At 42.1% G+C, this 24,676-nt stretch carries 21 protein-coding genes; 10 read left to right on the top strand and 11 right to left on the bottom strand.

The annotated features are described in order from the left end of the window. The first annotated feature begins 127 nt into the window (after positions 1 to 127). Complete coding sequence (locus IM496_RS20010; protein WP_287663037.1) at positions 128 to 1,009, top strand: universal stress protein; 882 nt, start codon at positions 128 to 130, stop codon at positions 1,007 to 1,009. Positions 1,010 to 1,088: 79 nt separating this feature from the next. Here the strand turns inward: IM496_RS20010 and arsC are convergent, their stop codons facing one another. The 4 genes from arsC to IM496_RS19990 form a co-directional block, all read right to left on the bottom strand. Then, positions 1,089 to 1,484 (bottom strand): arsenate reductase, glutathione/glutaredoxin type, encoded by a 396-nt coding sequence (arsC, locus tag IM496_RS20005; protein WP_287663036.1) that lies wholly within the window; start codon positions 1,482 to 1,484, stop codon positions 1,089 to 1,091. Positions 1,485 to 1,631: 147 nt separating this feature from the next. Then, positions 1,632 to 2,252 carry an arsenical resistance protein ArsH gene (arsH, locus tag IM496_RS20000; RefSeq protein ID WP_287663035.1) on the bottom strand — a complete coding sequence of 207 codons (621 nt, stop codon included), beginning with the start codon at positions 2,250 to 2,252 and terminating at the stop codon, positions 1,632 to 1,634. Positions 2,253 to 2,261: 9 nt separating this feature from the next. Further along, entirely contained in the window at positions 2,262 to 3,407 is a 1,146-nt protein-coding gene (gene arsB, locus IM496_RS19995; RefSeq protein ID WP_130756919.1) for an ACR3 family arsenite efflux transporter, read from the bottom strand. A gap of 125 nt (positions 3,408 to 3,532) precedes the next feature. After that, entirely contained in the window at positions 3,533 to 3,871 is a 339-nt protein-coding gene (locus tag IM496_RS19990) for an ArsR/SmtB family transcription factor (RefSeq protein ID WP_287663034.1), read from the bottom strand. Between the two features lie 194 nt (positions 3,872 to 4,065). On the opposite strand from IM496_RS19990, the gene psb30 reads away from it, so the two are divergent. The 4 genes from psb30 (at position 4,066) to IM496_RS19970 (ending at position 10,567) form a co-directional block, all read left to right on the top strand. Next, entirely contained in the window at positions 4,066 to 4,185 is a 120-nt protein-coding gene (psb30, locus tag IM496_RS19985) for a photosystem II reaction center protein Ycf12/Psb30 (RefSeq protein WP_002736367.1), read from the top strand. A 390-nt stretch (positions 4,186 to 4,575) separates the two neighbouring features. Then, positions 4,576 to 6,903 carry an NACHT domain-containing protein gene (locus IM496_RS19980; protein WP_353737649.1) on the top strand — a complete coding sequence of 776 codons (2,328 nt, stop codon included), beginning with the start codon at positions 4,576 to 4,578 and terminating at the stop codon, positions 6,901 to 6,903. 10 nt (positions 6,904 to 6,913) lie between these two features. Continuing rightward, positions 6,914 to 8,473, top strand: coding sequence for a hypothetical protein (locus tag IM496_RS19975; RefSeq protein ID WP_287663032.1), 1,560 nt, complete (start codon positions 6,914 to 6,916; stop codon positions 8,471 to 8,473). Positions 8,474 to 9,010: 537 nt separating this feature from the next. After that, positions 9,011 to 10,567, top strand: coding sequence for a M16 family metallopeptidase (locus tag IM496_RS19970; protein WP_287663031.1), 1,557 nt, complete (start codon positions 9,011 to 9,013; stop codon positions 10,565 to 10,567). A gap of 121 nt (positions 10,568 to 10,688) precedes the next feature. Here the strand turns inward: IM496_RS19970 and IM496_RS19965 are convergent, their stop codons facing one another. Further along, a complete protein-coding gene (locus tag IM496_RS19965) occupies positions 10,689 to 11,090 on the bottom strand; it encodes a sll0565 family protein (RefSeq protein ID WP_287663030.1) in 402 nt (133 codons plus the stop codon). Between the two features lie 72 nt (positions 11,091 to 11,162). Between IM496_RS19965 and IM496_RS19960 the strand changes: the two genes are divergently transcribed. Next, on the top strand, positions 11,163 to 11,444 hold the full coding sequence (locus tag IM496_RS19960) for a DUF6439 family protein (RefSeq protein WP_002790791.1): 282 nt from the start codon (positions 11,163 to 11,165) through the stop codon (positions 11,442 to 11,444). Here IM496_RS19960 and IM496_RS19955 read toward each other — a convergent pair. The 4 genes from IM496_RS19955 to menA all read right to left on the bottom strand — a co-directional run bounded on the left by IM496_RS19955 (position 11,441) and on the right by menA (position 16,416). Then, positions 11,441 to 11,842 (bottom strand): ATP-binding protein, encoded by a 402-nt coding sequence (locus IM496_RS19955; protein ID WP_149973853.1) that lies wholly within the window; start codon positions 11,840 to 11,842, stop codon positions 11,441 to 11,443. The genes IM496_RS19960 and IM496_RS19955 overlap by 4 nt on opposite strands. A 341-nt stretch (positions 11,843 to 12,183) precedes the next feature. After that, positions 12,184 to 13,551: a 23S rRNA (uracil(1939)-C(5))-methyltransferase RlmD gene (rlmD, locus tag IM496_RS19950; protein ID WP_287663029.1), complete on the bottom strand. Its 1,368-nt coding sequence runs from the start codon at positions 13,549 to 13,551 to the stop codon at positions 12,184 to 12,186. 82 nt (positions 13,552 to 13,633) lie between these two features. Beyond that, entirely contained in the window at positions 13,634 to 15,328 is a 1,695-nt protein-coding gene (locus IM496_RS19945; RefSeq protein WP_194017329.1) for a helicase HerA domain-containing protein, read from the bottom strand. 179 nt (positions 15,329 to 15,507) lie between these two features. Then, positions 15,508 to 16,416 carry a 2-carboxy-1,4-naphthoquinone phytyltransferase gene (menA, locus tag IM496_RS19940; protein ID WP_287663028.1) on the bottom strand — a complete coding sequence of 303 codons (909 nt, stop codon included), beginning with the start codon at positions 16,414 to 16,416 and terminating at the stop codon, positions 15,508 to 15,510. Between the two features lie 229 nt (positions 16,417 to 16,645). Between menA and IM496_RS19935 the strand changes: the two genes are divergently transcribed. Continuing rightward, positions 16,646 to 16,939, top strand: a complete 294-nt coding sequence (locus tag IM496_RS19935; RefSeq protein ID WP_002760270.1) for a hypothetical protein — start codon at positions 16,646 to 16,648, stop codon at positions 16,937 to 16,939. Here the strand turns inward: IM496_RS19935 and hrcA are convergent. Next, entirely contained in the window at positions 16,926 to 18,002 is a 1,077-nt protein-coding gene (gene hrcA, locus IM496_RS19930) for a heat-inducible transcriptional repressor HrcA (protein WP_287663027.1), read from the bottom strand. The two genes, IM496_RS19935 and hrcA, sit on opposite strands and share 14 nt — an antisense overlap. Positions 18,003 to 18,152: 150 nt before the next feature. Further along, positions 18,153 to 18,491: a rhodanese-like domain-containing protein gene (locus tag IM496_RS19925; RefSeq protein ID WP_194017325.1), complete on the bottom strand. Its 339-nt coding sequence runs from the start codon at positions 18,489 to 18,491 to the stop codon at positions 18,153 to 18,155. Positions 18,492 to 18,862: 371 nt separating this feature from the next. On the opposite strand from IM496_RS19925, the gene sbcC reads away from it, so the two are divergent. Genes sbcC through recJ form a run of 3 tightly spaced genes read left to right on the top strand, consistent with a single transcriptional unit; the run spans position 18,863 to position 24,501 of the window. After that, the gene (gene sbcC / locus IM496_RS19920; protein ID WP_194017780.1) at positions 18,863 to 21,886 is read left to right on the top strand and encodes an exonuclease subunit SbcC; all 3,024 of its coding nucleotides are present in this window, start codon (positions 18,863 to 18,865) and stop codon (positions 21,884 to 21,886) included. A 19-nt stretch (positions 21,887 to 21,905) separates the two neighbouring features. Beyond that, positions 21,906 to 22,160, top strand: coding sequence for a MoaD/ThiS family protein (locus tag IM496_RS19915; RefSeq protein ID WP_046662990.1), 255 nt, complete (start codon positions 21,906 to 21,908; stop codon positions 22,158 to 22,160). Between the two features lie 58 nt (positions 22,161 to 22,218). Next, positions 22,219 to 24,501, top strand: a complete 2,283-nt coding sequence (gene recJ, locus IM496_RS19910) for a single-stranded-DNA-specific exonuclease RecJ (protein ID WP_287663026.1) — start codon at positions 22,219 to 22,221, stop codon at positions 24,499 to 24,501. The last annotated feature ends 175 nt before the right edge of the window (positions 24,502 to 24,676 follow it).

The raw sequence follows: 24,676 nt of genomic DNA, 5'->3' as shown, positions 1-24,676 counted from the left end.
TCACCCCTGCGGGCGACCTCTTTCTCCGGCTGGGTTTCTCCGGAAACGAGCTAGGGATGCGGGGCGCATTTCTTCACCTTTTTAGCTATTCTTAGGGAAGGATAACCGAATTGCTAGGGGTTAATTTATGTTCGAGCGCGCTTTGATCTGTACAGATCTTTTCGATGGTCTCCATCGTCTTGTCCATTGTGTGCCACACTTAGCCCTAAGCGGCTTAAAACAAGTTATCTTCCTCCACAGTATTCCGGTTTGGGAACAACCCACCCTAGCTGCCGTAGATCAAGGAAAAATTGATGCGGCTAAAGAAAAATTATCCCCAGCTTTAGCAAATATTCCCGACGGCATGACAGTTATTGTCGAAATCTCTAACCGTCGTCCCGTGGATGCCGTGCGGGAAATCCTCGCGCATCACTCTATTGACGTGATTTTGATGGGCAATCCCATGCGCGGTGCTGTCCAAGAAAAATTATTCGGTAGTACCAGTTTAGCGATCGCAGGTATTACCGATATTCCGCTGCTGATTTTCCGACCGCAATTATTATCAGTTTATACTCGCGATGAATTGGCCTTGCGCTGTCAGCATCTCTGGAAACATTTATTAATTCCCTACGATGGCAGTCCCGACGCGATTTATCTAATTGAACAGATGGAAAAATACGCCCAAACCCGCGCCCCCGGCTCTTTTGAGCAATGTCTCCTCGTCCGGGTAGTGGAAAATATCAGTCGCGATCCCAGTGTCACCGAATCTCGTTTAAATGATGCCCGTCGGGAATTAGAATCGGTGCAAGCGCGACTAGAAAAACTCGGTTTGCAAGTACAGAGCCAAGTGCGACAAGGAACACCTGTATTAGAAGTTTTGACGGCAGCGGAAGAAGATGATATCAGTGCCATCACTGTAGCCACCTGCCATCGTTCCAATATGTTGGAATGGTTAGCCGTGCGTCGGATTAATGAAGATATTCTTCATCAACTGTGGTTCCCCTTATTATTTTTCTCCCCCAAGGGATAGACTGGAAAAAAGACCCTCTTGGGGAGAAACCACAAAGGCACAAAGGACAGAGAGAAGAGCCGAAAATTTTTTGGGAAAATTAACTTAACTGCTCGATTAATCCAATAACTTTAGCCTTAATTTCATCGCGAACTCGGCGAAAAGTTTCGATGGGTTGACCATCGGGATCATCAATTAGCCAATCCTCGAAAATTTCCTGTAAAATCCATCCTTCCGGCAGATTGACACCGCAACCACATAGGGAGATAACGGCATCGTAATCTTCAGGATTAAAATCCCTAATTGATTTGGAAGTTTGGTCAGTAATATCGATACCAATTTCCCCCATAACTTCGATTGCTCCGGGGTGAACTTTGGCCGCTTCTAATCCGGAACTGGTGACAGCAATTTTACCCGCGCCTAAAGTTTTAGCAAAACCTTCGGCGATTTGGGAACGACAGGAATTTTTTCTACAGGCAAACATAACTTTTTTCATGATTTTAACTCCTAGAAATTTAATTAGGGGATAGGGAAATAGGGAAATAGGGAAATAGGGAAATAGGGAAATAGGGAAATGGGGAAATAGGGAAATAGGGAAATGGGGGGATAGGGATTAAGAAACATCTTCCCCAACACCCAACCCCTAACACCGTTTTTTCTCTTTTTCCTTCCTTTCACTATAGCGATCAGTCAGATAATCTACCTGATCTCGCAGGAGAATGGTAAACTTATAAAGTTCCTCCATTACATCAATAACTCGATCTCGATAGGGGGAATCTTTCATCGTGCCATCCTCGTTAAACTCCTGATAAGCTTTAGCCACCGAAGATTGATTAGGAATAGTAAACATTCGCATCCAACGACCAAGAATTCGCAGGGTATTAACTGCGTTAAAAGATTGGGAACCTCCGCTTACTTGCATAACTGCTAAGGTGCGGCCTTGGGTAGGTCTAACCGCACCAATACTCAAGGGAATCCAATCAATTTGGTTTTTGATAATGCCGCTAATATTGCCGTGAAGTTCGGGAGATGACCAGACTTGACCCTCAGACCATTGACTTAATTCTCGTAATTCTTGCACCTTGGCATGAGTATCGGGAACACTGCCATAAATCGGCAATTCACGGGGATCAAAAAAGCGCACTTCTGCCCCATATTCAGTGATAATTCTGGCCGCTTCTTCTGCTAATAAACGACTGTAGGAACGTGGCCGCAAAGAGCCATACAGAAAAAGAATTCTTGGTTTGTGAGTCGATTGGATCATGGTGAATAATTATTTATAAGAACTCAAGCAACGAGGATCAAGAAGGGTGGCTTTTTCTGGATCTCTGGGAAACCAAAAGGCGGTTTTTTTACAGAATTCTACCAACATTAACATCACAGGTACTTCAATCAATACCCCCACTACTGTCGCTAAAGCAGCCCCCGAATTCAATCCGAATAACATCACGGCAGTGGCGATCGCTACCTCAAAATGATTACTAGCACCAATTAAAGCAGCGGGAGCCGCATCTTCGTAAACTAAATTGAGTTTGAGAGCGGCCACATAACTAAGTAAAAAAATCAGATTAGTTTGAATAAACAGGGGAATAGCAATCAGGAAAATATGCAGGGGATTACTAACAATTAAATCGCCTTTGAAAGCAAAGAGGAGGATTAAGGTTAACAATAAGGCAGTGATTGCCACAGGACTGAGATAGTGAAGAAAACGCGATTCAAACCAGGCGCGTCCTTTATGTTTAAAAATCCAGTGACGGCTATAGATACCGGCAATAAGCGGTAAACCAACGTAGATTAACACAGAAAAAACAATGGTCTGCCAGGGGACTACAAAATTATTAGCTGCCAGTAACCATTTACCTAGAGGAGCGTAGAGAAAAAGCATCGCTAGGGAATTGACTGCTACCATAATTAGGGTATGACCCTGGTTACTGTAGGAAAGATAGCCCCACATCAAAACCATGGCCGTACAGGGAGCAATTCCTAGTAAAATAGCTCCAGCAGTGTAGGAACTAGCTAAACTTACCGTCTGTCCTCGGATAATCTCCGTTTGACTCAACCAAGGCAGAAACAGCCAGCCGAGAAAAAATTGAGCCAGCGCCACCATGGTAAAGGGTTTGATCAGCCAATTAACCACTAAAGTTAAAATAACTGGTTTGGGAGTACGGGCAGCCCGGAGAGCTTGAGAAAAGTCGATCTTAACCATGATCGGATACATCATGAAGAAAAGACAGATGGCGATCGGAATAGAAACGTTATAGATACTCATGGCATCTAAAGTCCGCGCTACGTCCGGAAATAACCGACCGAGGGCAATTCCCGCCAAAATACAGAAAATAACCCAAAGGGTAAGGTATTTTTCAAAAATACTAAGGCTACCGCCAGCTTTGGCGGCTTTAGGATTGATTTGATTAGTCATCGCACAAAGGTGGAAAGAGAATAATGGGAGATTGGGTAATCCACCTTTATTATTTCAAAAAAAGTTGATATGTCAAGAGGAAAAGCTAGTTATAAAGCTTTAATATTTCTAAAAATCTTGATTGGTTACTTATTTTCCTCGCAGAAACGAGCGGGGACGAGGGAACTAAAACGACGATATTCGGATAGATATTCTTCTAGGAGAAGAAATTGAGATAGATTCAGGCTGTAGTAGATCCAACGACCCTCTTGACGACTGCGGACTAAATTAGCTTCTTTTAGCGTTTTTAGGTGAAAAGATAATTTAGATTGTGCGATATCGAGATGATCGCGCAATTCACAGACGCATAATTCCTGATGTCGCAACAGTTGCAAAATTTGCAGTCGCAGGGGATCCGAGAGTGCCTGAAAACCAGTATAAATCTGGGTTAACGAGTCGGGAGATGTGGTCAGAGAGTTGAACATTGAGATGGTCCCTCGGTGGGAAGGAAATAGGAAAGCGGGAAAATTCAGAATTGCAACAAAACTTTATGTATTTTTGTATCGAATCAGGAAAACCAGCGAATCATCCCCTGTATGATAGACAATGGTTTTGACCAGAGACAATGGTTTTGACCAGATTAGCCTTTTAAATCATTGTAAACAGGTTAGGAGACATCATGGAATTATTTGCGGCTCTCAATTTAGAACCCATTTTTCAACTCACCTTCGTGGCGCTAATCATGTTAGCTGGCCCCTTTGTCATTTTCCTACTAGCTTTTCGTGGTGGCGACCTATAAAAACTGCCTCCCCCCCATTGTTATTCGTGCTTTTTTTGACTTCTCTCCTCTTTAGGGAGAGATTTTTTGTCTAAAAGTCAGGAGTCGGGAGTCAGTTAAGTAGGTAGGCGTTAAAAGTTGTCAGATCCCCCCGCCTATCGGCACCCCCCTTATCAAGGGGGGCAGGGGGGATCGAACCTAAAATCCATTTTTAATTTAATTATAACCAGCTACTTATCAGTTATCAGTCATCAGTTATCAGTTATCAGTTATCAGTTATCAGATGTGAGTTTTCAGTTATCATACTGAATCTGGTTATTAAAAACTGGTTATTTATTCCCCCTCGTGCATGAGTGCATCTCCTTATATGTAGCCTATACTGTATAAATCAGTGTTATGTTGGTAGCCAGGATGTGGGAAAAAGGCAAAGAAACGGTACAGACAATGAAGTTTATTCACTGGAAAAAGCAGCAGTTATTGATGATTTTTGTCCTAGCGCTGGCAATTTCAGTCGCGTGGGGGACAATTTTGCCTGTTTCTACTAAAAAGCTTCCTGCACCTAATCCCTGTAACCAACTTAGGGGAGATATTCAAAATCGGGCAAAAAAAGATGCAGAAGCTGACCGTTTGAATTTTTTCAATACTGATAAAAAGAAAAAGACAAGTAGTGATATTTTAAATTTGTATAAAGAGGCAAATTCTCAAGCTTCTTGTTTTCCACAGGATGAATTATGGGATATCTATGAACAACAATATGATACTAATAAATATCCTGCCTGGATACCTGTGATTGTTATTCTTGTTTTGGGTGGTATTTTGGGGACTGTTATTAGTGATACCTTAAAAAAATGGCTCAATCAGTCTTTAGAAGCGATTAGTAAATGGATTTATAAAACCTTCGCTGGAACACCCTTATTTGAAAATATTGCTCTTAAAAAGTATCGACAAGCATTAATTGATAAATATCAAAAACTTAATATACCTTTTCGTCCTCATCGTCCCCTAGAAATGCGGGAGATTTATGTTTCTTTAGCTTTTAAAGCGAGCGATCGCTCTTTGATTGAAGCAGAAAATGCGGTGCAAAAATACCGCCGCTTAGTGGTTAAAGGTGCGCCTGGTTCGGGGAAGTCGATGTTATTAAAATATCTAGCACTTTCCTATTCAGAAGGACGATTCAAAAATTTATCGGATCGTCCCGTGCCAATTTTACTAGAATTAAATCGGCTCAATGACGCTAATTTGACAGTAGAAAAGTTAGAACAACATTTAGTAGCAGCTTGCGATCGCCATAATTTTCCCAAAGCTAATCGTTTCATCTCTCAAGGTTTAAAAGACGGACGTTTGCTGCTGCTTTTAGATGGGTTAGATGAGGTTAGTAGTGGCGTTCGCTCTTCTGTTGTTCGGTGTCTTAAGGACTTTTTAGAATTAGAAAATTATAAAAAATGTCGAGTAATTATTACCTGTCGGACGGCTGTTTATCATAATGAGTTTGTCGATAATACCGAGGAAACTTTAGAGATTGACGAATTTAGTGACCAACAAATGCGCCTCTTTTTGCAAGCGTGGAAGTCGGAAATGCCGCCGGAGAAATCAGTAGAACAATTGATTCAAAACTTGCGAGCTAAACCGAAAATTATGGCACTGGCGCGGAATCCCCTACTGTTAACAATCATCGCCTATCTCTATACGGATACTCCCTTCGTTTTACCTCATTCGCGAGCCGAATTTTACACTCAAGCTACTAATGTTTTATTAGAATTGCGCGATCAAGAAAGAAATATCTCTAATCAATATAGTGGTGTCAACAAGCGGCGAGTTCTGCAACATTTAGCACTCTATGCTCAGAATAGCGCTAATCGACAACAGCAAGATCGCCGCAGTCTTCTTGATTCTGAAGTATGGGAACAAGTTAAACAAGTCTTACCTTCATTAAATCTAGAGGCTAAAGATGCTAATTCTATCGTTGATGAAATCGTCAAACGCAGTGGATTATTGCTTCGCATTGATGGCGGACAGCGTTATTATTTTCCTCATCTCACTCTACAAGAATATTTCGTAGCAGCAGCTTTAACAAACAGACAAGATGAATTAATTCAAAAATGGCAAAATGCTCCTAGCGACTGGCTAGAAATTGTCAAGTTATGGTGTGGATTGGCAAACAATAGTACGGATTTAATTACGGCGGTATATCAACAAGATGCACTGACAGCATTTGAATGTCTAGCAGATGCTCAAGAAGTAAAACCAGAAGTTGCTCAGGAGATTATAGATTATTTTAAGACACAATTGAGAACCGATGAATCAATTTGTAGTGCTTTTGGCTCAGTCGCCGCCGATTTTCGTCCTAGAGGGAAAGCATTATTTGATTTTTTAGTTGCTAGTTTAGATGATTCAGCCAGTCAAAAAGCAGCGGCTCAAGCCTTATCCGCCACTAATTTGCCTCAAGCAGTAGAAAAATTAGTTATTTACTATGATCCCAATCAACCCCATTTTATAGAAGTGCGAGAAGCGTTGATCAGAATGGGAGGTTTAGCAGTCAATCAACTAGAATCTTTAGCTCGAAAAGGCTCTATAGAAGCAATGGATGATCTAGTTAAAATTGCCATACCAGAAGCGGCTGAGGCACTTGAAAGATTGCAGGAAGATCCGAACTTAAGCGGAAAAGTAAGTTTTCGACTTGCAGCACTGTTGAAGCAGTTAGAAGATAGTCAAGCTGAACGCAATCGCACTCTATCATAAAGGAAAACTAATGCTATTCAGATTCATTCGCCGACTAAAAAATCGAGCCGTTAAACAAAAGCGCCAGCCACAAGAGGTAATCGAAACGGACTTAAATTGGATTTGGCAACCTTTTGAAAATTCAAGCAATTTTCAGTTCTCTGCTACTGTCAAGAAAGTTGCTGCTGCAATTATTGAAAGCTCTGCTGATGATATTCCTAAAATCACTTTTGAAGTCGATCCTCGGTTAGTCATTCCTTTATGTGCGATTCAGTTACAAAATGAAATTAATCTAACTCAATTAAGTTCTTTGAAAAACAAAATTGAATCACTTTATTTACTTGACTTCAATTTAGCTGCTAAAATAGAGTTTGTTGATCGAGTTTTAAGTGAAATTACTCCAAACCAGCGTTGGTTATATTTATTTAAGAGTCTGACACCTGAATTACAATTTGCCTTACTGTCTCGCTTAATCAACTACCGCCTACCCACAAGAAACGACTGGCGCAATCTTTTTGAAAAAATAGAATACGAGTTTAAAAAAAGCCGAGAATATCTAATTGTTTTAACTGTTGTCTTCTTGCTTTCTCTTGGATCTATAATTGAAATATTCGCCATTATGCTCAGTCAGCTAGAAAGTTGGGTTAATGGCTTGATGGCAATCACAATTGCTATTGTGCTGTCTTTTTTGATAGTTTTATGGCGAGAATTTCAAGCCGAAAAAGATAAATCAGAGCCAACTTTATTGATGCAATTGGGCTTACTGGGACCCTGGACGTTTTGCCGAGAATGGTATCGACTACTCAGAAAAAACCTAGTTTGGGAAGGAATAACAGCTTTGTATGAGGCTGTGGTTGGGGCTATGGCTGTGGTTGCGGCTGTGGCTGTGGGTGGGGCGGCTGTGGCTGCGGCTTGGGCTTGGGCTGTGGGTGGGGCGGCTGAGGCTGCGGCTTGGGCTTGGGCTGTGGCTGTGGCTGCGGCTGGGGCTGCGGCTGGGGCTGCGGCTGGGGCTGTGGCTGCGGCTGGGGCTGGGGCTTGGGCTGTGGATGGGGCTGGGGCTTGGGCTGCGGGTGCGGCTTGGGTTGGGACTATGGCTGTGGCTGTGGCTTTGGCTGTGGATGGGGCTGTGGCTGGGGCTGTGGCTGTGGCTGTGCCTGTGACTGTGGCTGGGGCTGGGGCTTGGGCTGGGGCTTGGGCTGGGGTTGTGGGTGTGGCTGTGGCTGTGGCTTTGGCTGTGGTTGCGGCTTGGGCTGGGGCTGGGGTTGCGGTTGGGGATGTGGCTGTGGCTGTGGCTGTGGCTGGGGTTGCGGCTATTGGCTATGGTTTGGGAATTTGGTATCTGGCTAAAGAAGAAACAGATTTAGGATGGGTGCGATTCTTGTCGATATTAGCTTTTCCCTATTTTTGTTGGTTTCCCATTGTATTTGGGTTTACCTCTTTTGCTCTGTATCATCGCCTATCTTGGGAATGGCAATCAATATCCCTATTTTGGCTAGTTATCTTAGGATTTTGTACTGTCCTTTGGGTGCGAGGTAAAGAATTAGAAGAAAAAGCCCGCAACCCCCTCAGAGGCATTTTAGATGGGCAGTGATAGTCCCCCAAACAGTAATAAACTTGACGATGTTATAGAAATTCTTCTACTGTTGAGATACAGTGAACAGTAAACAATGAAATGATAACTGATAAGGGACTTGCGCTTTGATAATGTACCTTTTGGGCGAACGCAGTTCGCCCCTACATTGTGGGCAAAATCCGTTACTGTAGGGGCGCAAAGCTTGCGCCCTCCGATCGATTGGGATATTATTCCCACGCAAGTCCCTAAGCTGTTCGTAATTTAAATTGCTTGTTGAGACGAGGCAAAAGGCAAGAGGCAAAAGGCAACAGTAAAGGGATTGGGGGAGGTTCAGCTAATCTAAGAATAAGCGGTTTAAATGCGTCTTAGCTTAACTGTTTACTGTTTACTGTTTACTGAAAAGCCCCCATTGCCACTTCCCCACTTCCCCACTTCCCAATTCATAATTTATAATTCATAATTCATAATTCCCACTCCCCCTCTCCTAACAATCGACTGCTAAGATCGAACAGAGCGATCGATCTCTCGCTCCCACGATACCTGATAAAACTATCTATGATCATTAAAAATAACCCCCATTATCGGGCTGTAATCGGCTTTTGGGTCGCTTTTCTTGTGTTTTGGAGTTTTGGGAGTTTCTCACCCCTTCTTGCCCAAGCAAAAGAGCAACCAGCCGATGTACAATCGATTACCCCCTACCTTAAGCAATTTCAACAAAAAATTACCGAATTTCGCCTCGACAACGGACTAAAATTTATTATCCTAGAAAATCGCGATGCCCCAGTTATTTCCTTTGTCACCTATGCGGATGTGGGAGGTGCCGATGAACCGGACGGTAAAACAGGAGTTGCCCACTTTTTGGAACATTTAGCCTTTAAAGGCACAAAAACCATCGGTACTAGCGATTATCTTAGCGAGAAAAAAGTCCTCGATCGCCTTGAAGCTATAGACAAAGAACTACAAGCGGCCAAAAAAGCGGGTAAAAGCGCAGAAGTGGCTAAATTAACGGAAGAATTTCAAAAAACTAAGGCAGAGTCCGAGAAATTCGTCCAACGCAACGAATACGGGCAAATCGTCGAAACTCAGGGGGGAGTCGGTTTAAATGCCACCACTTCCAGCGATGCAACTAGCTATTTTTACAGTTTCCCGTCGAATAAATTGGAATTGTGGATGTCTTTGGAATCGGAACGATTTTTAGAACCGGTCTTCCAACGGGAATTTTACAAAGAAAAAGACGTAATTCTGGAAGAAAGACGGATGCGGACGGATAATAGCCCCCTAGGTTTATTAATCGAAGCTTTTCTCGATCAAGCTTATACTGTCCATCCCTACAAACGTCCCGTTATCGGCTACGATCGAGATATTCGCAATCTGGAACCCTCAGATATCCAAAACTTTTTCGATAAATTTTATGCTGCCAGTAATTTAACCATAGCTATCGCCGGAGATGTGGACCCAGAACAGGTCAAACAGTTAGCTAAAGTTTATTTTGGTCGTTTTCCCGCTAAACCGAAACCCCCACAGGTGACGGTAGTGGAACCGAACCAAACCAAAACAAAGGAAATTACCCTAAAATTAGCCTCGCAGCCTTGGTATTTAGAAGGATACCATCGTCCCGCCCTCAATCATCCCGATCATGCGGTTTACGAGGTTATCGCCACTTTAATGAGTGAAGGAAGAACTTCGCGACTGTATAAAGCTTTAGTGGAGGACAAACAACTTGCCCTCGCTGCCCAGGGATTTAACGGCTTTCCGGGGGATAAATACCCGAATTTGCTGTTATTCTATGCTCTGAGCGCTCCTAATGTCAGCCTAGAGGAAGTAGCGCAGGGTTTGAATTTGGAGTTGGAAAGATTGAAAAATGAACCGGTTTCGGAACAGGAATTAGAACGGGTTAAAAATCAACTACGGGCAGCCCTATTAAGAGGTCTTGATTCTAACATGGGCATGGCGCGATCCTTGATTGAATACGAGGTAAAAACCGGCGATTGGCGTAATTTATTCGCCCAATTAGATGCTTATAATGCTGTCACGGCAGCCGATATCCAACGGGTGGCTAAAGAAACTTTTACCCCGGAAAATCGCACTATTGGCCGAATTTTACCGAAATAGAAAGATGGGGGAAATGGGGGAAGTGGGGAAGTGGGGAAATGGGGGAAGTGGGGGAAGTGGGGGAATTTCAACTAAAACCCCATCACCCCAACACCCCACACCCCACTTCCGGTGCAGCTAATCACCCGGTGCAGGATCGCAGAATCCAACCCAGTAAGACTCCAATACCACCAAAGCGGACAATTTGCCAAAAAACTTCCCCCAGCAGTCCGCGACGGATTCCTTCCCAGAATAGGCGCTTTAATTCCCCTTCTTTAAGCAAATTGCTTTCTAAAATTACCTCTAATTCTTGAATCTGTTCGCGAATTTGTACCAATTCCTTTTCTAGTTCAGGTAGGGGATTTTCCCGCCATTGGGGTTTTATTTGACTAAATTGTGCTTCTAGGTCTTTTTTTTGCTGTTCTGCTTCGTTGATCTGTCGATAACGGTCTTTTAGTGTTGCGATCGCCGCTTCGACTTCTGCAATTGCTTGGGTAAATTCTGCCGATTCATCGTTAGGGTATGGGTTTTCTTCTAAGGACATGGACTCGATCCGATTGCCTGCGTCTAAACTATAGTTATAGACGATTTTACGGTTTTACGAAACCTTTTGATTATGATTCCATCCCCTGTCTCTTCCTCATCTCAGACTATTGATGATCTATCTACCCTGGAATTGGCGCGGATTTTGGCGGAACGTTTGGCGATCGCACCAATTGACTGGCATCGTCTGAAGGCCAATCGTAATGCTCGGGCTGCTGAACAATTGGGGACGGCTTTGGTGTTTTTATTAGATAATCAGCCAGAAGAAGCACTTCCTCGGCTACAACAGGCTACAGGCTGGCTCGATCGCTCGATTTCTGCTCCTCCCTGTCCTTCTCACGGTCATGGTCATTAATTCAACCAGCGTTCCTGTTTAATTTGTTTACAAAGTTTCAGTTGGGTTCCTTGTTGATTCCAGTGAACTTGGTCGAAGATTTGATATAACATACACAGTCCTCGGCCATTTTCCGCTTCTTCAGGGGGAAAATTGGGGCAATCGCAACTACAGCCATGATGGTGACAACCTGGCGTAAATCCACAACCTTCGTCGGTAATTACCCAAGAATACTCGTCTTTACTGCTGGAAAATTGAACAACCACGGTTTTGCTGGGATCGAGATGATTGCCGTGTTTAGCGGCATTAACTAAAGCTTCCTGCAATCCTAATCTAATTTCTGGTTCTAATTCTTCGGGAATACTAGCGGTCAATAAATCTAAAATCGGACAAAGATACAAGGTGGAAGCGAAACTCATAGTGTTCCAGCTTCGTTTGCTTGTTGGCAGTGAAATAGCAATCACACGTTTTACCTCTAGCTTTTATTAAATGACTGTTCTCTTACAGAAAGATTAAGGTCTCTTAACCGTCGATCTAGTTGATTGCCATACCTAATGAGTCATATTTTGTCCCTTTTCTGTCTCTGAGATGGATTAGATATTTTTATGATTGATCTACAAACCAATCGAAAATCAAGGCAACTTTGAGCGGGTGATTAATTAAAAAAGCGGCTGATTGGAACGGTTCCTAATATGCTATTATCCTTAACCGTTGACTTTTCGACCATAAACGGCTAAAGGGTCGGGTTTTTCCCCTTATTTCATCCTACCATATTTGTGTTTTTTTGTCTAAGAAAAGCAGCGCATTCGACGTGGGGAGTTTGAGGAAAGAAATCGGCGGTTTGCACTTCTAGCAGTTGATAATCGCCTGTTTGACAGAGATATTGCAAGTCTCTGGCTAAAGTTGCACTTTGACAACTGATATAAACAATGCGTTGACTTTGCAGCTGTAACAAACTATCAAGGACAGAGCGATCGCAACCTTTGCGGGGCGGATCGAGTAGAATAATGTCGGGTTTAACTGTCAGTTGCGGTAAAGTTTTTTCTACTGCCCCCAAAATAAAGGTTGTGTTGGTAATATTATTTAATTGGGCGTTAATCTTGGCTCGATCGAGGGAAAAGCTATAGGATTCTAGTCCAATCACCTCTTTAACCCGTTTAGCAAGGGGTAAAGTAAAAGTACCGATACCACAGTAGGCATCAATAAGAATTTCTTCACCTTTAAGCTCTAATTTCTGGGAAATAACCGCCAATAAAGCTTCAGCAGCCTCTGTATTAACCTGAAAAAAGGTATCGGCAGCCAATTGATAGGTTAATCCGGCGAACTTTTCGTTAATATAGTCCCTTCCGGCGATAGTTGTGGTCTGAGCGCCAAAAATAGCATTACCTCGATCGGGGTTATAATTGACGGTTACACCGACTAAATTGCCGTATTTTGCCAGCCATTGCTGCGCCTGTGCCTCAATTCCCTGTAAATTATGATCATTACTAATCAGGGTTAATAAAACTTCTCCGGTGTGGCGGCCAATTCTTAGGGATAAATGGCGTAATTGTCCTTGATGGGTCTTTTCATCGTAAATTGACCAGCCTTGCTCCTGAATATCCCGTTTTATCTCTGCTAGAAACGGATTTAAAGCCTGATCTTGAATCGGACATTGATTGAGATTAATCAGATGATGGCTGCCGCGACGATAATAACCCGCTTGCACGTTGCCGGTGGGGGAAAATCCGAGGGGATAGGTAGCTTTATTGCGATAAGCGAGGGGAGAATTACCAGTGAGGGGAGGATAAACTAAAGGATCGGTAAAACCGCCAATTCTGGTTAATACCTCTTGTACTTGCTCTTTTTTGACCTGCAGCTGAAATTGATCCTCGATGTGTTGCCATTGACAGCCACCACATTTATCGGCAACGATGCAGCGGGGCCGGATACGATGGGGAGAAGCTTGTAGAATAGTTTGTAGTTTGCCGATCGCATGACTTTTTTTGATATAGGTGATGCGAGTTTGAATGCGATCGCCAATAACCGTATCTGGTACAAAAATCACCTGTCCTCGGTATTTTCCCACACCTTCGCCCGTATGGTTGAGGTCGGTAATCTCGATCTCGATTAAATCACCTTGTTGCATAGTTAGGGAAACCAGTTTTCATCTAGGGTTTCTTCTCAGTAAAAATAACCCAACTCTATTCTACAATCAAAAGTTAATTTTTCTAAAATCCTAGATCAGCTTTGGCAATTTTGGCCGCCGCTAAAACTTCCTCATCGGGTAATTCTCGCCAGTCGGTTGCGCCTATTTCAGTATAGAATTTTTGATCGTAGGCGCGAGTACGAATTACTACCGGCATAGGGACCGCATGACCTAAAACTAAAGCCTGTTGTTTTGAGTCTAATTTCGCTAAAACTGATCGCAAACTTCCCCCTCCAGAAACCCCAGTAAATATGGCTTCGATGTCCTTTTCATCGTTTAATAAACAGGTGATCCTCGTCCCTACCTGAGACATAACTTCGTTATCAATTCCTGAAGGTCTTTGATCGACAATTAAGAGAGTAACAAAGTATTTTCGCATCTCCCGGGCGATGGTTCCAAAGATAGTTTGATGTACCACAGCAGAATCTAAAAATCGATGAGCTTCTTCAATGGTAATCACTAACTGTTGCGGCCGATCAACGGGGTTTTTAGTTTGTAAAAAATATTCAGCTTTTTTAACATAATTAGCATGAATCCGACGGGTGATCATATTGGTGGCTAACATATAGGAAAGCATATTACTTTGGGAGCCAAATTCAATGACGACGTGCTTACCTGCATCTAAAGCTTGCAACACCTGATCGATATAATTGTGGGGACAAGCACTTCTTAAATATTTCAAACTATCTAGACGCATTAATTTTCTCTGGAGGGACATGATTGATCCCGCATGGCCCTGTTTTTCGGTACAGAAGATTTTAATATCCTCGTTACTCATATTCAATAACTGAGTAATCCAAGATTCTCCATACTCGTTATAGAGAATATTGGCATTATCTAAACTAGCTTCCGAGATGCCTAATTCCCGACCGATTAAACGAATATCCTCGATTTCAATCTGATTATAACTTAAGAATAATTCCTGCGCTCCTCGTACTCCCCGGCGTTTGGTAGAATCGGGATCGAGGGTATAAATTTCTACCTGTCCGGGAAATAATTGACATAATCCTTTCACCGTAGAAACCTCCTTCCCTTCTTTCATCGCTTCCCAACCGTATTCCGAGTGCATATCAAACATGAGGTTAACCCCTGCTTGTTTGCGAATAATACCCGAAATTAAGAGCCTGGTTAAAAAGGATTTTCCCGTCCCGGATTTGCCAAAAACGCCGTTACTACGTTCCACAAAGCGATCGAGATTAATACATATTGGCACGTCCATGTCAAGGGGTTGACCAATAGCAAAATTCTTTCTGGTGGGATCATCTTCCCAACCGAAAACCATGCGAAAATCCTGCTCACAAGCTTCATAAACTTGGCTAAAATGGGCGGGAATAGTTTTAACTGGCAGTAATTCTAAATCGGCGCTGGTTTGGGGTTGAAAAGAGCCTAAAGAAGTGTCGGAAACTGCTGGGGAATTACCTCCAGTCGGTGTGAACATGAGCATAGGCGATAGTTCAATAGTACCATAAGTACCGCTACCCGCTAAAACATCGCGCATAAAACTATCATCGGGATGGGGAGGATTCGCGATAATTCGGGGACTAGAGTTACCCAGGGAGACATCGGTGAGGAGACAGAAAAAACGCGAGCGAGTGCCTTGCACCACTAAAAATTTACCGACGCGCATATCCTCCACGGAAATATCCGGATAAAGACGGATTTCTAAACCTTCACTCAGGGAACCTTGAATAACCGATCCGAGGGGTTGTTCACTCATGCTAACCTTTATTTGTGGCGATCTATCTCCCTATTCTGTCACTTTTCCGTTAATCGGTGCAAACTCGATCGGGTACAGTCATCAGTGATCAGTAAACAGTAATCAGTGAACTCAAAACTCAAAACTGATAACTGATAACTGATAACTGATAAAGAGGTTTAAGAAAAAAATCGGGTTGATCAACGGGAAGCAAGGCAATAGCCAAGGGAGAAGAGAATGCCACTAAAAAAGTGGAGATTAACCGCTATAAACTTGCAGTTACTGACTAGCTGAGGTTGGTCGTGATTTTGGTTAACGTGGTTGACTAATTGCCAAGCGAAAGGGAGACTAAGGAAGATTAAAAGGGTGAGAGGGGGATAAACCTGCAGCAGCACAAAAACCACCGTTAAAACATAAACGAGAACCGTCACTGCGGTTAAAACTTTAGAACCTTTTAAAGTACCTAAACGAGCAATAGGTGATTTTTTACCCGCTTTGAGATCATCGGCGACTTGATGGAAATGGGAACAAAAAAGGATGATAGAAGTGGTAATCCCGATAATAATTGAAGCCGCTAGACTAGAGACAGAAAAAGAACCTGCTTGGGAATAGTAGGCAGCGGCAATCGCCAAGGGTCCAAAAGTAAAGAAACAGATAATTTCACCTAATCCTTGATAACCGAGACGGAAGGGAGGCCCTTGATAGGTATAGCCCAAAAAACAGCAGAGGGCGATTAATTCTAGGATAGTCCAATCACCTCGCCAATAACTAATAGCAAAAATACCAGCAATACCCACTAATAGAAAAAGATTACTTAGCCAGAAAATTAAAGATTTATTGCCAGTTAAATTAACGATCGAATGAGCTTTATTAACATCGATCCCAGTATCGGCATCAAAAACATCATTACTGAGATTTAACCAAGCGAGAATTAAAATAGCTGAGAGGATAAAAGTGGCAAAAATCGGCAGAGAAAATCGACCTGTTTCCTGATAAGCGATCGCTGTTCCCAAAATAATCGGTATAATCGCCACACTATACATTGGTGGTTTAAGGGCTGCTAACCAGAGTTTTTTGGGTGAGGGAGTGGTGATAGTATCGGTGGTCATAGCTGAATAATAATCAGGAAAACTCGATCGCTCTAGGGATAAAAAATGAGGGTTTAAGGTAGAATTATAGCTTTTTGTGCCTCAACTAGAAAGACGACATTTCCTATTTGTGGTGATCAACAGAAGTTATTAAAAATGGTAGGGGTGCAGGGGATGCGCCCAAAATTTCCTATAGGGTGTTATTCTCTAGACGGTAAACTGAAAATTCCTATAACTTTCCTAGCCACCGATGAGAGCGATCGCTAAAGATGATATTCTTTATATTCACCATGAAGATGTGCCAGTTTATAAAAAAGGCGGTTCGGTGGTGAGAAATAGTTATTTTTGGGCGCTAAAATCGATCGCCTGTGGAGCGCGTCGGGGACAGGATTGGGAGTTTGATGCAGAGGTGTGGGTGGCGCTGGTGCGGATGTTGCTCTGTTTTGCCAATTCTGGCTATTTGGGGGATGGTGAGACAATTTTAGAGTTTACTGTCGATTGTCCTATTCCCGAACCTTTGCGGGGGATATCTACTTACTTATAGCCTCGCTGAGATAGTTAGCGGTGGATTCCACTAGGGGAATAGTATTTTCGTATAACATTCGCGTCGGTCCGATAATGCCGACACTACCGACGGGAGTATCTCCCTGTTTATAAAAAGCGGAGATAAGAGTACAAGGGCGCATGGATTCCAGAGGATTTTCGGAACCAATGGTGATTTTGACTTTTTTAGCTGATTTTTCTAGTTCTGGTCTTTGTAAAATCAGGGGTAAAAGGCGATCCTGTTCTGCTTCCAATAGATGCAGTAACATTTGTACTTGTTGCCATTGGGCGAATTCTGGCTGTCGAATGACTTCAGCGACACCATGGACGATAATCTCCGGGGTGGCAGTGGATTGGAGACTAGCGCTGATTTCTTGGCTTAATTGTTGGAGAAAATGGGTATAACGGGCAAATTCTCGCTCGATTTGCTGCCAATCGAGGTTAATTAAATCTGCCAAGCAATAACCTTTTAATTTTTCCCCGAGAAAATTAGAGAGGATTTGTAATTCTTCTGCTAATCCATCCTCCTTGTCCGTTGCCATAGACTCAGGAATTTCTATCATAACTGAGCGTGTTTGTAAACTATCTGTAACAATAATTAACATGATCTGCCGGTTCGAGACAGGGATTAATTGCAGATGACGCAGGGTATTAGTGAGGGTGTGGGGAAGGGTAACGATAGCGATATAACCGCTTAAACCGGCTAAAAACTGGGTGGCCCGTTGCAGCAGACTTTCGAGACTCCAAGCGGGAGATTTAGCGTTTTTATGCAGATAATAGCCGATTTTTTCGCCGATACGGTCATCGGGAGTCATTAACTCATCGACGTAGAGACGATAACCCCAATCGGAGGGAATGCGTCCGGAGGAAGTGTGGGGTTGATAGAGTAAACCTTCTTTTTCCAGTTTACCGAGAGCATTGCGAATCGTGGCGGAACTAACCGTAAATTTGTACTCCTCTAGCAGAGTTTTCGAGCCAACCGGTTCGGCTGTGGCGATATAATGTTGGATTGTCGCCTTTAAGATATGTTGATAGCGATCGCTGAGATGGGTTCTAGCGGACATAGGGGAATAATCTTAACAAAAGATTTATAACATTTTTCTAGACAGTATAACGCTTAATCAGTTATCAGTTATCAGTTATCAGTAGTCAGTCCTCCGTGGGGAGAAAGGGGATAGTGTACCCCTCTCTTTTCCCGATGGGGGCTATAAAAATTAGTAACGGGGAATATTAGGATCGACGAGGAGGGAATAAGCATCGATGCCACCGTTAATATTTTTAACATTAGTAAAACCCTGACTTTGTAGCCATTGGCACATCTGTAGGGATCTCATGCCATGGTGACAGATAACGAGGGTTTCTGCTTGGGGGTTGAATTGGGTAGCAATAGTGGGCGACCATTCTTGGTATTGACTCAAGGGTAAAATGGTAAAATTGGCTACAAATGCCATGGCAACTTCCTCTGGTTCGCGCACATCAATAAGTTGTAAATTAGGATCATGATCGGCTAAACGGAGAGCGAGTTCATGGACGCTAATTTCGGGAATGCTCATAGATTTGGTTTTAAGAATCGGTTATCTTTCCTTTAGAGTAGCAAATCGAGGGACCCTGAGCGGTTATCTGTGAACAGTGCCTAGGTTGTGATGATGGTGAGGAGAATTCTGAGGAACAAAAAAAGCGCATTTGTCCCCGGCTGGATTTCAGTTAAGCTTTGATCAGAGGTTATTGCAGGAGGGAGTTATTGATACCGAATAGATTCACCCAGATGTATTGCGCTGAAGCTATCTTTTCCCCAGTTTTTTATCCTCTGATTAATTTCTAACTTATACTGCATTCTCCCCATCTCCCCATCTCCCCATCTCCCCACTTCCCCACTCACCATCTCCCCATCTCCCCACTTCCCCACTCACCATCTCCCCAACTTATGATTCCCCTACAATTAACCCTAAAAAATTTTCTCAGTTATCGCGAGGCAGTGCTAGATTTTCGCGGATTACATACTGCCTGTATTTGTGGTGCCAATGGTGCGGGAAAATCCTCTTTACTCGAAGCAATTACTTGGGCAATTTGGGGAGAAAGTCGCGTCTCGATTGCTGATGATGTCATTCATGCGGGCAGCGATTATGCGCGGGTAGATTTCGAGTTTAGTTATGGGGGAGAAATCTATAAAATTATCCGTAGTCGTCACCGGGGGGGAAAAGCTTCTGGTTTAGATTTTCAGGTGATTAATGATCAAAGTTTTCGTCCTTTATCGGGTAAAAGTATTAAAGATACCCAAGCACAGATTAATACTTATCTAAAAATAGACCATAAAACTTTCATTAATTCTGCTTATTTACGACAGGGACAAGCGGACGAGTTTATGAAACAGCCTCCTAGTGGTCGTAAACAGATTTTAGCAGAATTATTACAACTCGATCGCTATGAAATTTTAGCTAATAAAGCTAAGGAAATATCGAAACAATTTGATGGACAGTCCCTCCAGATCGAGCAGCAAGTAGAAACGATAAAACTCCGTCTTCAGGAGAAAAATTCTTATCAGGAACACCTGCAAGAGTTAAGCACCCAAATTAACCAAATTAATCAAGAACAAGAGGTAAATAATCGGCGTTTACAGCAACTGCAAGGGGAAGAAAATCAGCGTCAGAATTGGGAAAAACAGCTGCAGTGGCAACGAGAACAGGAGCGAGCTTTATTAGCGGAAATCGAGAGATTAGACCGGGAAAAAGTTAGTCTAGATAATCAATTAAATCAAATAAGGACTATTCTTCATCGCAAAAATGACATTATTACCGCACACGAGCGCCTAATCAATTTAGACCAGAAAGAGGCAAGTTTGTCAAGTCAATTGCAAGCTTGGCAACAGGCCCAGTATGATAAACAACAATTAGAACAGAAATTACAGCAAAAAATTAACGAATTTACCCTTCCCATCCAACAAACGAGCGCTCGTTTAGAAGAATTGGGAAGACAGGAACAAGAAACTCAAAAAATTATCGAGCAAGCGGGGGATATTCAAGCAGCATTGGAGAAGTTAAATTATCATCGTCAACGTCTTCAGGAATTGGATAGATTAGCTTTAAAATATGCTCCTTTAAATAGCCGAAAAGCTGATCTAAATATGCAGTTGGAACGGGAAAAAGCCAGGATTAATGCTCGTCGGGAACAACTGCAAAGAAATCGGCAACAATTAGAGACAGAAATCGCTCGTATTCCTCTACTAAGAGAGGAAGCTCTCAATTTAGCCAAGCGAATTAAGGAACTAGACAAAAAACAAACCTATTGTGAACGAGTTGAAGAAAAGGAAACTCTTAAACAAGTGGATAAAAAAAGTTTATTGGATCAACAGAAAAGATATGAAGAACAACTTTTAGAGTTAACTGATAAATTGGAAAAATTGAATATTCCCGATTCGGTTTGTCCTTTGTGTGAACAGAATTTAGACAGTCATCACCGTCATCAAGTAATCAGGAAAACCCATCAACATCAAGAACAAATTCAAGAGCAAATCTGGTCCCTACAGGAACAGATGGCAGACTGCGATCGAGATTTAAAACGTTTACGGGAGGAATTAGCCCAAATTAAACAAGAATTGCCAGTAAGATCGAATCTACAACAAAAATATGTGCAGTTAGAAGTCAAGTTAGAAACTATTGAAGAAAAGGAAATAGAACTAGAGAAAACCGAGGAGATACTCGTCCAGTTAGAAGCACTTTTAAGCAGTGGTAATTATGCCTTAGAACTACAGCAAGAATTGCAAATTGTCAATCAAGAAATCGCCTTCTTAAACTATGATGAACAAAGTCATGCTTTAGTCAGAGGAGAAGAAAAAAGATGGCGTTGGGCAGAAATTCAAGAATCAGAACTTAAGCAAGCAAACCGTCGTTTAGCTAATATCAAGGCCGAGAAACCTAATTTAATTAATCGATTAGCTAGACTAGAACAGGAGAAACAAGAACTAGGTCAAAACTCCCCACTTAAACAGGAAATTGAACGCTTAGAAAAGCTTATTCAAAACTTGAATTATGATCGCGGTGAACATCAGAATATTCAAAATCTGATCCGACAATTACAGGGGGTAAGATTACAGTATCAAGACTGGCAACAAGCAGAAAAAAATTATCCAGAAATAGCCGCTAAAATCGCTGACATTGAGCAAAGATTACAGCTGCGAAATGAGGATCGCCAAAAGCTGAATCAGGAGTTAGCCAATATTAGTCAAAAGATTGGTACTTTGACCGACTATCGCCAAGAAATAGCTGCATTATCGACTAATATTCAACAGCGAAGACAGATAATTGATGGATTGCTCTCCCAAAAAGGTCGGGTTGAGGAGAAATTACATCAACTAGAAACTTTAGGTAAACAACTGACAGAAAAAGAAAGCGATTTAGCTAAAGTTAAAAAACAATATAGAGTTCATAAAGAGTTAGCCCTAGCTTTCGGCAAAAATGGTTTACAAACTCTGATGATTGAGAATGTTTTACCAGAGTTAGAAGCCCAAACTAATCATATTTTAGCTCGCTTAACTGGTAATCAATTTCATGTGCATTTTTTAACCCAAAAAAGTGGTAAAGGTACTAAGAAACAGCAACAAAAGTCAATCGATACTTTAGATATTATTATTGGTGATACCCGGGGATCCCGTCCCTACGAAACCTATTCAGGAGGGGAAGCTTTTCGGATTAATTTCTCGATTCGATTAGCTTTAGCGAGATTATTGGCACAAAGAGCCGGAACAGCCCTACAAATGCTCATTGTTGACGAAGGATTCGGAACTCAGGATGCGGAAGGATGCGAGCGCTTAATCGCGGCAATTAACGCTATATCCGCCGATTTTGCCTGTATTTTGACTGTAACTCATATGCCCCAATTTAAAGAAGCTTTTCAACATCGCATCGAAGTCCGCAAAACCGAACAGGGTTCCCAATTGATGTTATTATCCTAGGAAAAATATTGATGTAAATATGGAAAAAATTACGGTTACAGTAAAACTATTTGCTATTTATCAAGAAGTCTATCAAACTTCACAATTAAACCTCGAATTTCCTGCCCACACTTCCGTGGCAGCAGTGTTAAACTATATTATAGCCCCCTATCCTCAATTAGAAAGATGGCGGGATGTTACTCGTTTTGGAGTTAATCTTCAGTTTGTTTCGGGAGAGAAAATCCTCGAAAATGGTGATGAGATAGTTTTAATTCCCCCCGTTAGTGGTGGCTAAATGGAGATAGGGAAAATCACAAAAACTGCCACCTTTTTTACTTTTTCCCTGATATCCCGTGTCTAACTGGCAAATTCCCCCATCGGTAGCTCTTCCCCAAGAGTTTTTAAAAATAGTCCAAGACTACACCCCAGAGTCGGATGGCAGCGTCGTGGCACAAATATTATGGCATCGCGGTGTCCGGGATGGGGCGACTCTGCGGACGTTTCTGGATGAGAAAGCTTATCAGTCAAAAACTCCCTTTGATTTTGGGCAAGAAATGAACTTCGCCGTCAAAAGACTGGAAAAAGCCCTAAATAAAGGCGAAAAAGTGACTATTTGGGGTGATTTTGATGCCGATGGTGTCACCGCTACCAGTGTCCTCTGGGAAGGATTGGGGCAGTTTTTCCCACCCTATCAACAGTTAGATTATTACATACCTGATCGCCAAAAAGAATCCCACGGCCTCAATTGTCCTGGTATCGAGAAACTAGCGCATCAAGGAACCCGTTTAATCGTCACCTGTGACACGGGAAGCACGAATATCGCTGAAATTGACTATGCAAAAAGTTTAGGCATCGATATTATCATCACCGATCATCATACCCTACCCGACGAGCGCCCCGAGGTGATTGCCCTGATTAATCCCCGCTACTTTGTGGAAACCCATCCTTTCTATCATCTTTCTGGGGTTGCTGTTGCTTATAAATTAGTGGAAGCGATGTATTTAACCCTTGCAGATATTCCCAGAAAACCCCTAGAAAATTTACTGGATTTAGTTGCGATTGGTTTAATTGCCGATTTAGTCAAATTGACGGGAGAATGTCGTTATTTAGCTCAAAAAGGTATGCAAAAACTGCAAAATACTCAGCGCTTGGGAGTTAAAAAATTACTGGATTTATGTAACAAAACCGGAGATAGACCGATGGATATATCCTTCGGTATTGGACCGCGAATTAATGCCGTCAGTCGCATTTATGGCGATGCTAGATTTTGTGTGGAATTACTTACCAGTGAAGATGAAAAACGTTGTCACGAATTAGCTGAACAAGCGGAATTAGCCAACATTCGTCGCCAAGAAATCCAACGGGATATTATTAAACAAGTTCAGAAAAAACTAGAGAGAATTGATCTTTCTACCACTAATGTAATTATTTTAGATGATCCCCAATGGCCGGCGGGAATTTTAGGATTAGTTGCGGGACAAATTGCCCAAGAATACCAGCGACCAACAATTTTATTAAGTACCAGTGAACCACCTTTTGCTAAGGGTTCCGCTCGGTCAATTCGCGAGATCGATCTTTATCAATTAGTATCTTCTCAATCCCATCTTTTACATCGTTTTGGTGGTCATCCTTTGGCCGCGGGTTTAAGTTTAACTATAGAAAATTTACCCCTATTTATTGAGGGAATTAATCAACAGTTGCGACGCACAGGAATTGATTTAACTTCCCTTTCTTCCCAGATAGAAGTAGATGCGGTGGTGACGGTTTCCCAATTGGGAAAAAGTCTATTTCGAGAATTAAAATTACTGGAACCCTGCGGGATGGGTAATCCGACACCAAAGCTATTAATTCAAAATTGTTATTTTCAAAATCTTTGGCATAAAAATCTTGAGGATTTCAAAGGCAAAAAAATTACTTATCTCCGAACAACTTTTGATATCTGGGATAGTTCAATCGAGCAGGGATTCCCCGGTATGTGGTGGGGTCATCACAAAGATGAAATTGCTATCGATACCCGTTATGATGCCGTAGTCGAATTAGATTTTAATACCTACAAAAATCGCTATGAAGTGCGATTAATTGCCCTGCAACCCTATCAACAAGAATCCCTGACTTATAGCAATAAAAAAGATTTTTTAATCGACAATCGCAATCGAGAAATTAATCAAGAAGTTAACCAATTAAATCTCCTTTTTCTCTGGGAATGTCCCCGGGATTGGACAAAACTTTCCAGGGAATATCAACAGGCAATTTTACGCGACAAAAAGTTAGTTCTTGCCTATGCTAGTCCTTTAAAAAAATCCGCTCACACTCCATGGATAAACCTTGTTGGCATTGGGAAATATTTAGCTAGAACTAAAACCAGTATTTCCCATCAACAATTACAAAATCGCTTAAACCTCAGTTATTATACCCTAGAATTAGGATTAATTTCCCTAGCAGAAAATGGCTTTAAAGTCAAGAAAAATCAAGAAAATTTATCCTTTGAATTAGTCAATCATGAGGCAAAAATTAATAAGATTGAACAATTTCTAGAAGCGGTGGCCCTAGAGAACTTTCTCCAGCAATACTTTGCTACTGTTCCCCTAGAAATACTGCAAACAATTCTCAATCATGAAGACTCGATCGATTTCTAATTAGGGTTTGCTAAAAAAGTTTGTTGGTGGGGGGTGGGAATTATGAATTATGAATTATGAATTATGAATTATGAATTATGAAATGGGGAAATGGGGAAATGGGGAAATGGGGAAATGGGGAAATGGGGAAATGGGGAAATGGGGAAATGGGGAAATGGGGAAATGGGGAAATGGG

It is taken from the genome of Microcystis sp. M049S2, assembly GCF_020245625.1.
Lineage (GTDB): Bacteria > Cyanobacteriota > Cyanobacteriia > Cyanobacteriales > Microcystaceae > Microcystis > Microcystis ichthyoblabe_A.
The sequence above is the reverse complement of the archived record's forward strand: the minus strand, read 5'-3'. Positions and strand labels throughout refer to the sequence as shown.

What these genes read in the sequence shown, in the direction of transcription:
- IM496_RS19970 (WP_287663031.1), top strand. Translation starts at nt 9,011, where the DNA reads ATGATCATTAAAAATAACCCCCATTATCGGGCTGTAATCGGCTTTTGG.
- rlmD (WP_287663029.1), bottom strand. Translation starts at nt 13,551, where the DNA reads ATGCAACAAGGTGATTTAATCGAGATCGAGATTACCGACCTCAACCAT.
- hrcA (WP_287663027.1), bottom strand. Translation starts at nt 18,002, where the DNA reads ATGTCCGCTAGAACCCATCTCAGCGATCGCTATCAACATATCTTAAAG.
- IM496_RS19975 (WP_287663032.1), top strand. Translation starts at nt 6,914, where the DNA reads ATGCTATTCAGATTCATTCGCCGACTAAAAAATCGAGCCGTTAAACAA.
- sbcC (WP_194017780.1), top strand. Translation starts at nt 18,863, where the DNA reads ATGATTCCCCTACAATTAACCCTAAAAAATTTTCTCAGTTATCGCGAG.
- IM496_RS19980 (WP_353737649.1), top strand. Translation starts at nt 4,576, where the DNA reads ATGTGGGAAAAAGGCAAAGAAACGGTACAGACAATGAAGTTTATTCAC.
- IM496_RS19955 (WP_149973853.1), bottom strand. Translation starts at nt 11,842, where the DNA reads ATGAGTTTCGCTTCCACCTTGTATCTTTGTCCGATTTTAGATTTATTG.
- psb30 (WP_002736367.1), top strand. Translation starts at nt 4,066, where the DNA reads ATGGAATTATTTGCGGCTCTCAATTTAGAACCCATTTTTCAACTCACC.
- IM496_RS19925 (WP_194017325.1), bottom strand. Translation starts at nt 18,491, where the DNA reads ATGAGCATTCCCGAAATTAGCGTCCATGAACTCGCTCTCCGTTTAGCC.
- IM496_RS19960 (WP_002790791.1), top strand. Translation starts at nt 11,163, where the DNA reads ATGATTCCATCCCCTGTCTCTTCCTCATCTCAGACTATTGATGATCTA.
- IM496_RS19935 (WP_002760270.1), top strand. Translation starts at nt 16,646, where the DNA reads ATGAGAGCGATCGCTAAAGATGATATTCTTTATATTCACCATGAAGAT.
- arsB (WP_130756919.1), bottom strand. Translation starts at nt 3,407, where the DNA reads ATGACTAATCAAATCAATCCTAAAGCCGCCAAAGCTGGCGGTAGCCTT.
- arsH (WP_287663035.1), bottom strand. Translation starts at nt 2,252, where the DNA reads ATGATCCAATCGACTCACAAACCAAGAATTCTTTTTCTGTATGGCTCT.
- arsC (WP_287663036.1), bottom strand. Translation starts at nt 1,484, where the DNA reads ATGAAAAAAGTTATGTTTGCCTGTAGAAAAAATTCCTGTCGTTCCCAA.
- IM496_RS19945 (WP_194017329.1), bottom strand. Translation starts at nt 15,328, where the DNA reads ATGAGTGAACAACCCCTCGGATCGGTTATTCAAGGTTCCCTGAGTGAA.
- IM496_RS19915 (WP_046662990.1), top strand. Translation starts at nt 21,906, where the DNA reads ATGGAAAAAATTACGGTTACAGTAAAACTATTTGCTATTTATCAAGAA.
- IM496_RS19990 (WP_287663034.1), bottom strand. Translation starts at nt 3,871, where the DNA reads ATGTTCAACTCTCTGACCACATCTCCCGACTCGTTAACCCAGATTTAT.
- IM496_RS20010 (WP_287663037.1), top strand. Translation starts at nt 128, where the DNA reads ATGTTCGAGCGCGCTTTGATCTGTACAGATCTTTTCGATGGTCTCCAT.
- IM496_RS19965 (WP_287663030.1), bottom strand. Translation starts at nt 11,090, where the DNA reads ATGTCCTTAGAAGAAAACCCATACCCTAACGATGAATCGGCAGAATTT.
- menA (WP_287663028.1), bottom strand. Translation starts at nt 16,416, where the DNA reads ATGACCACCGATACTATCACCACTCCCTCACCCAAAAAACTCTGGTTA.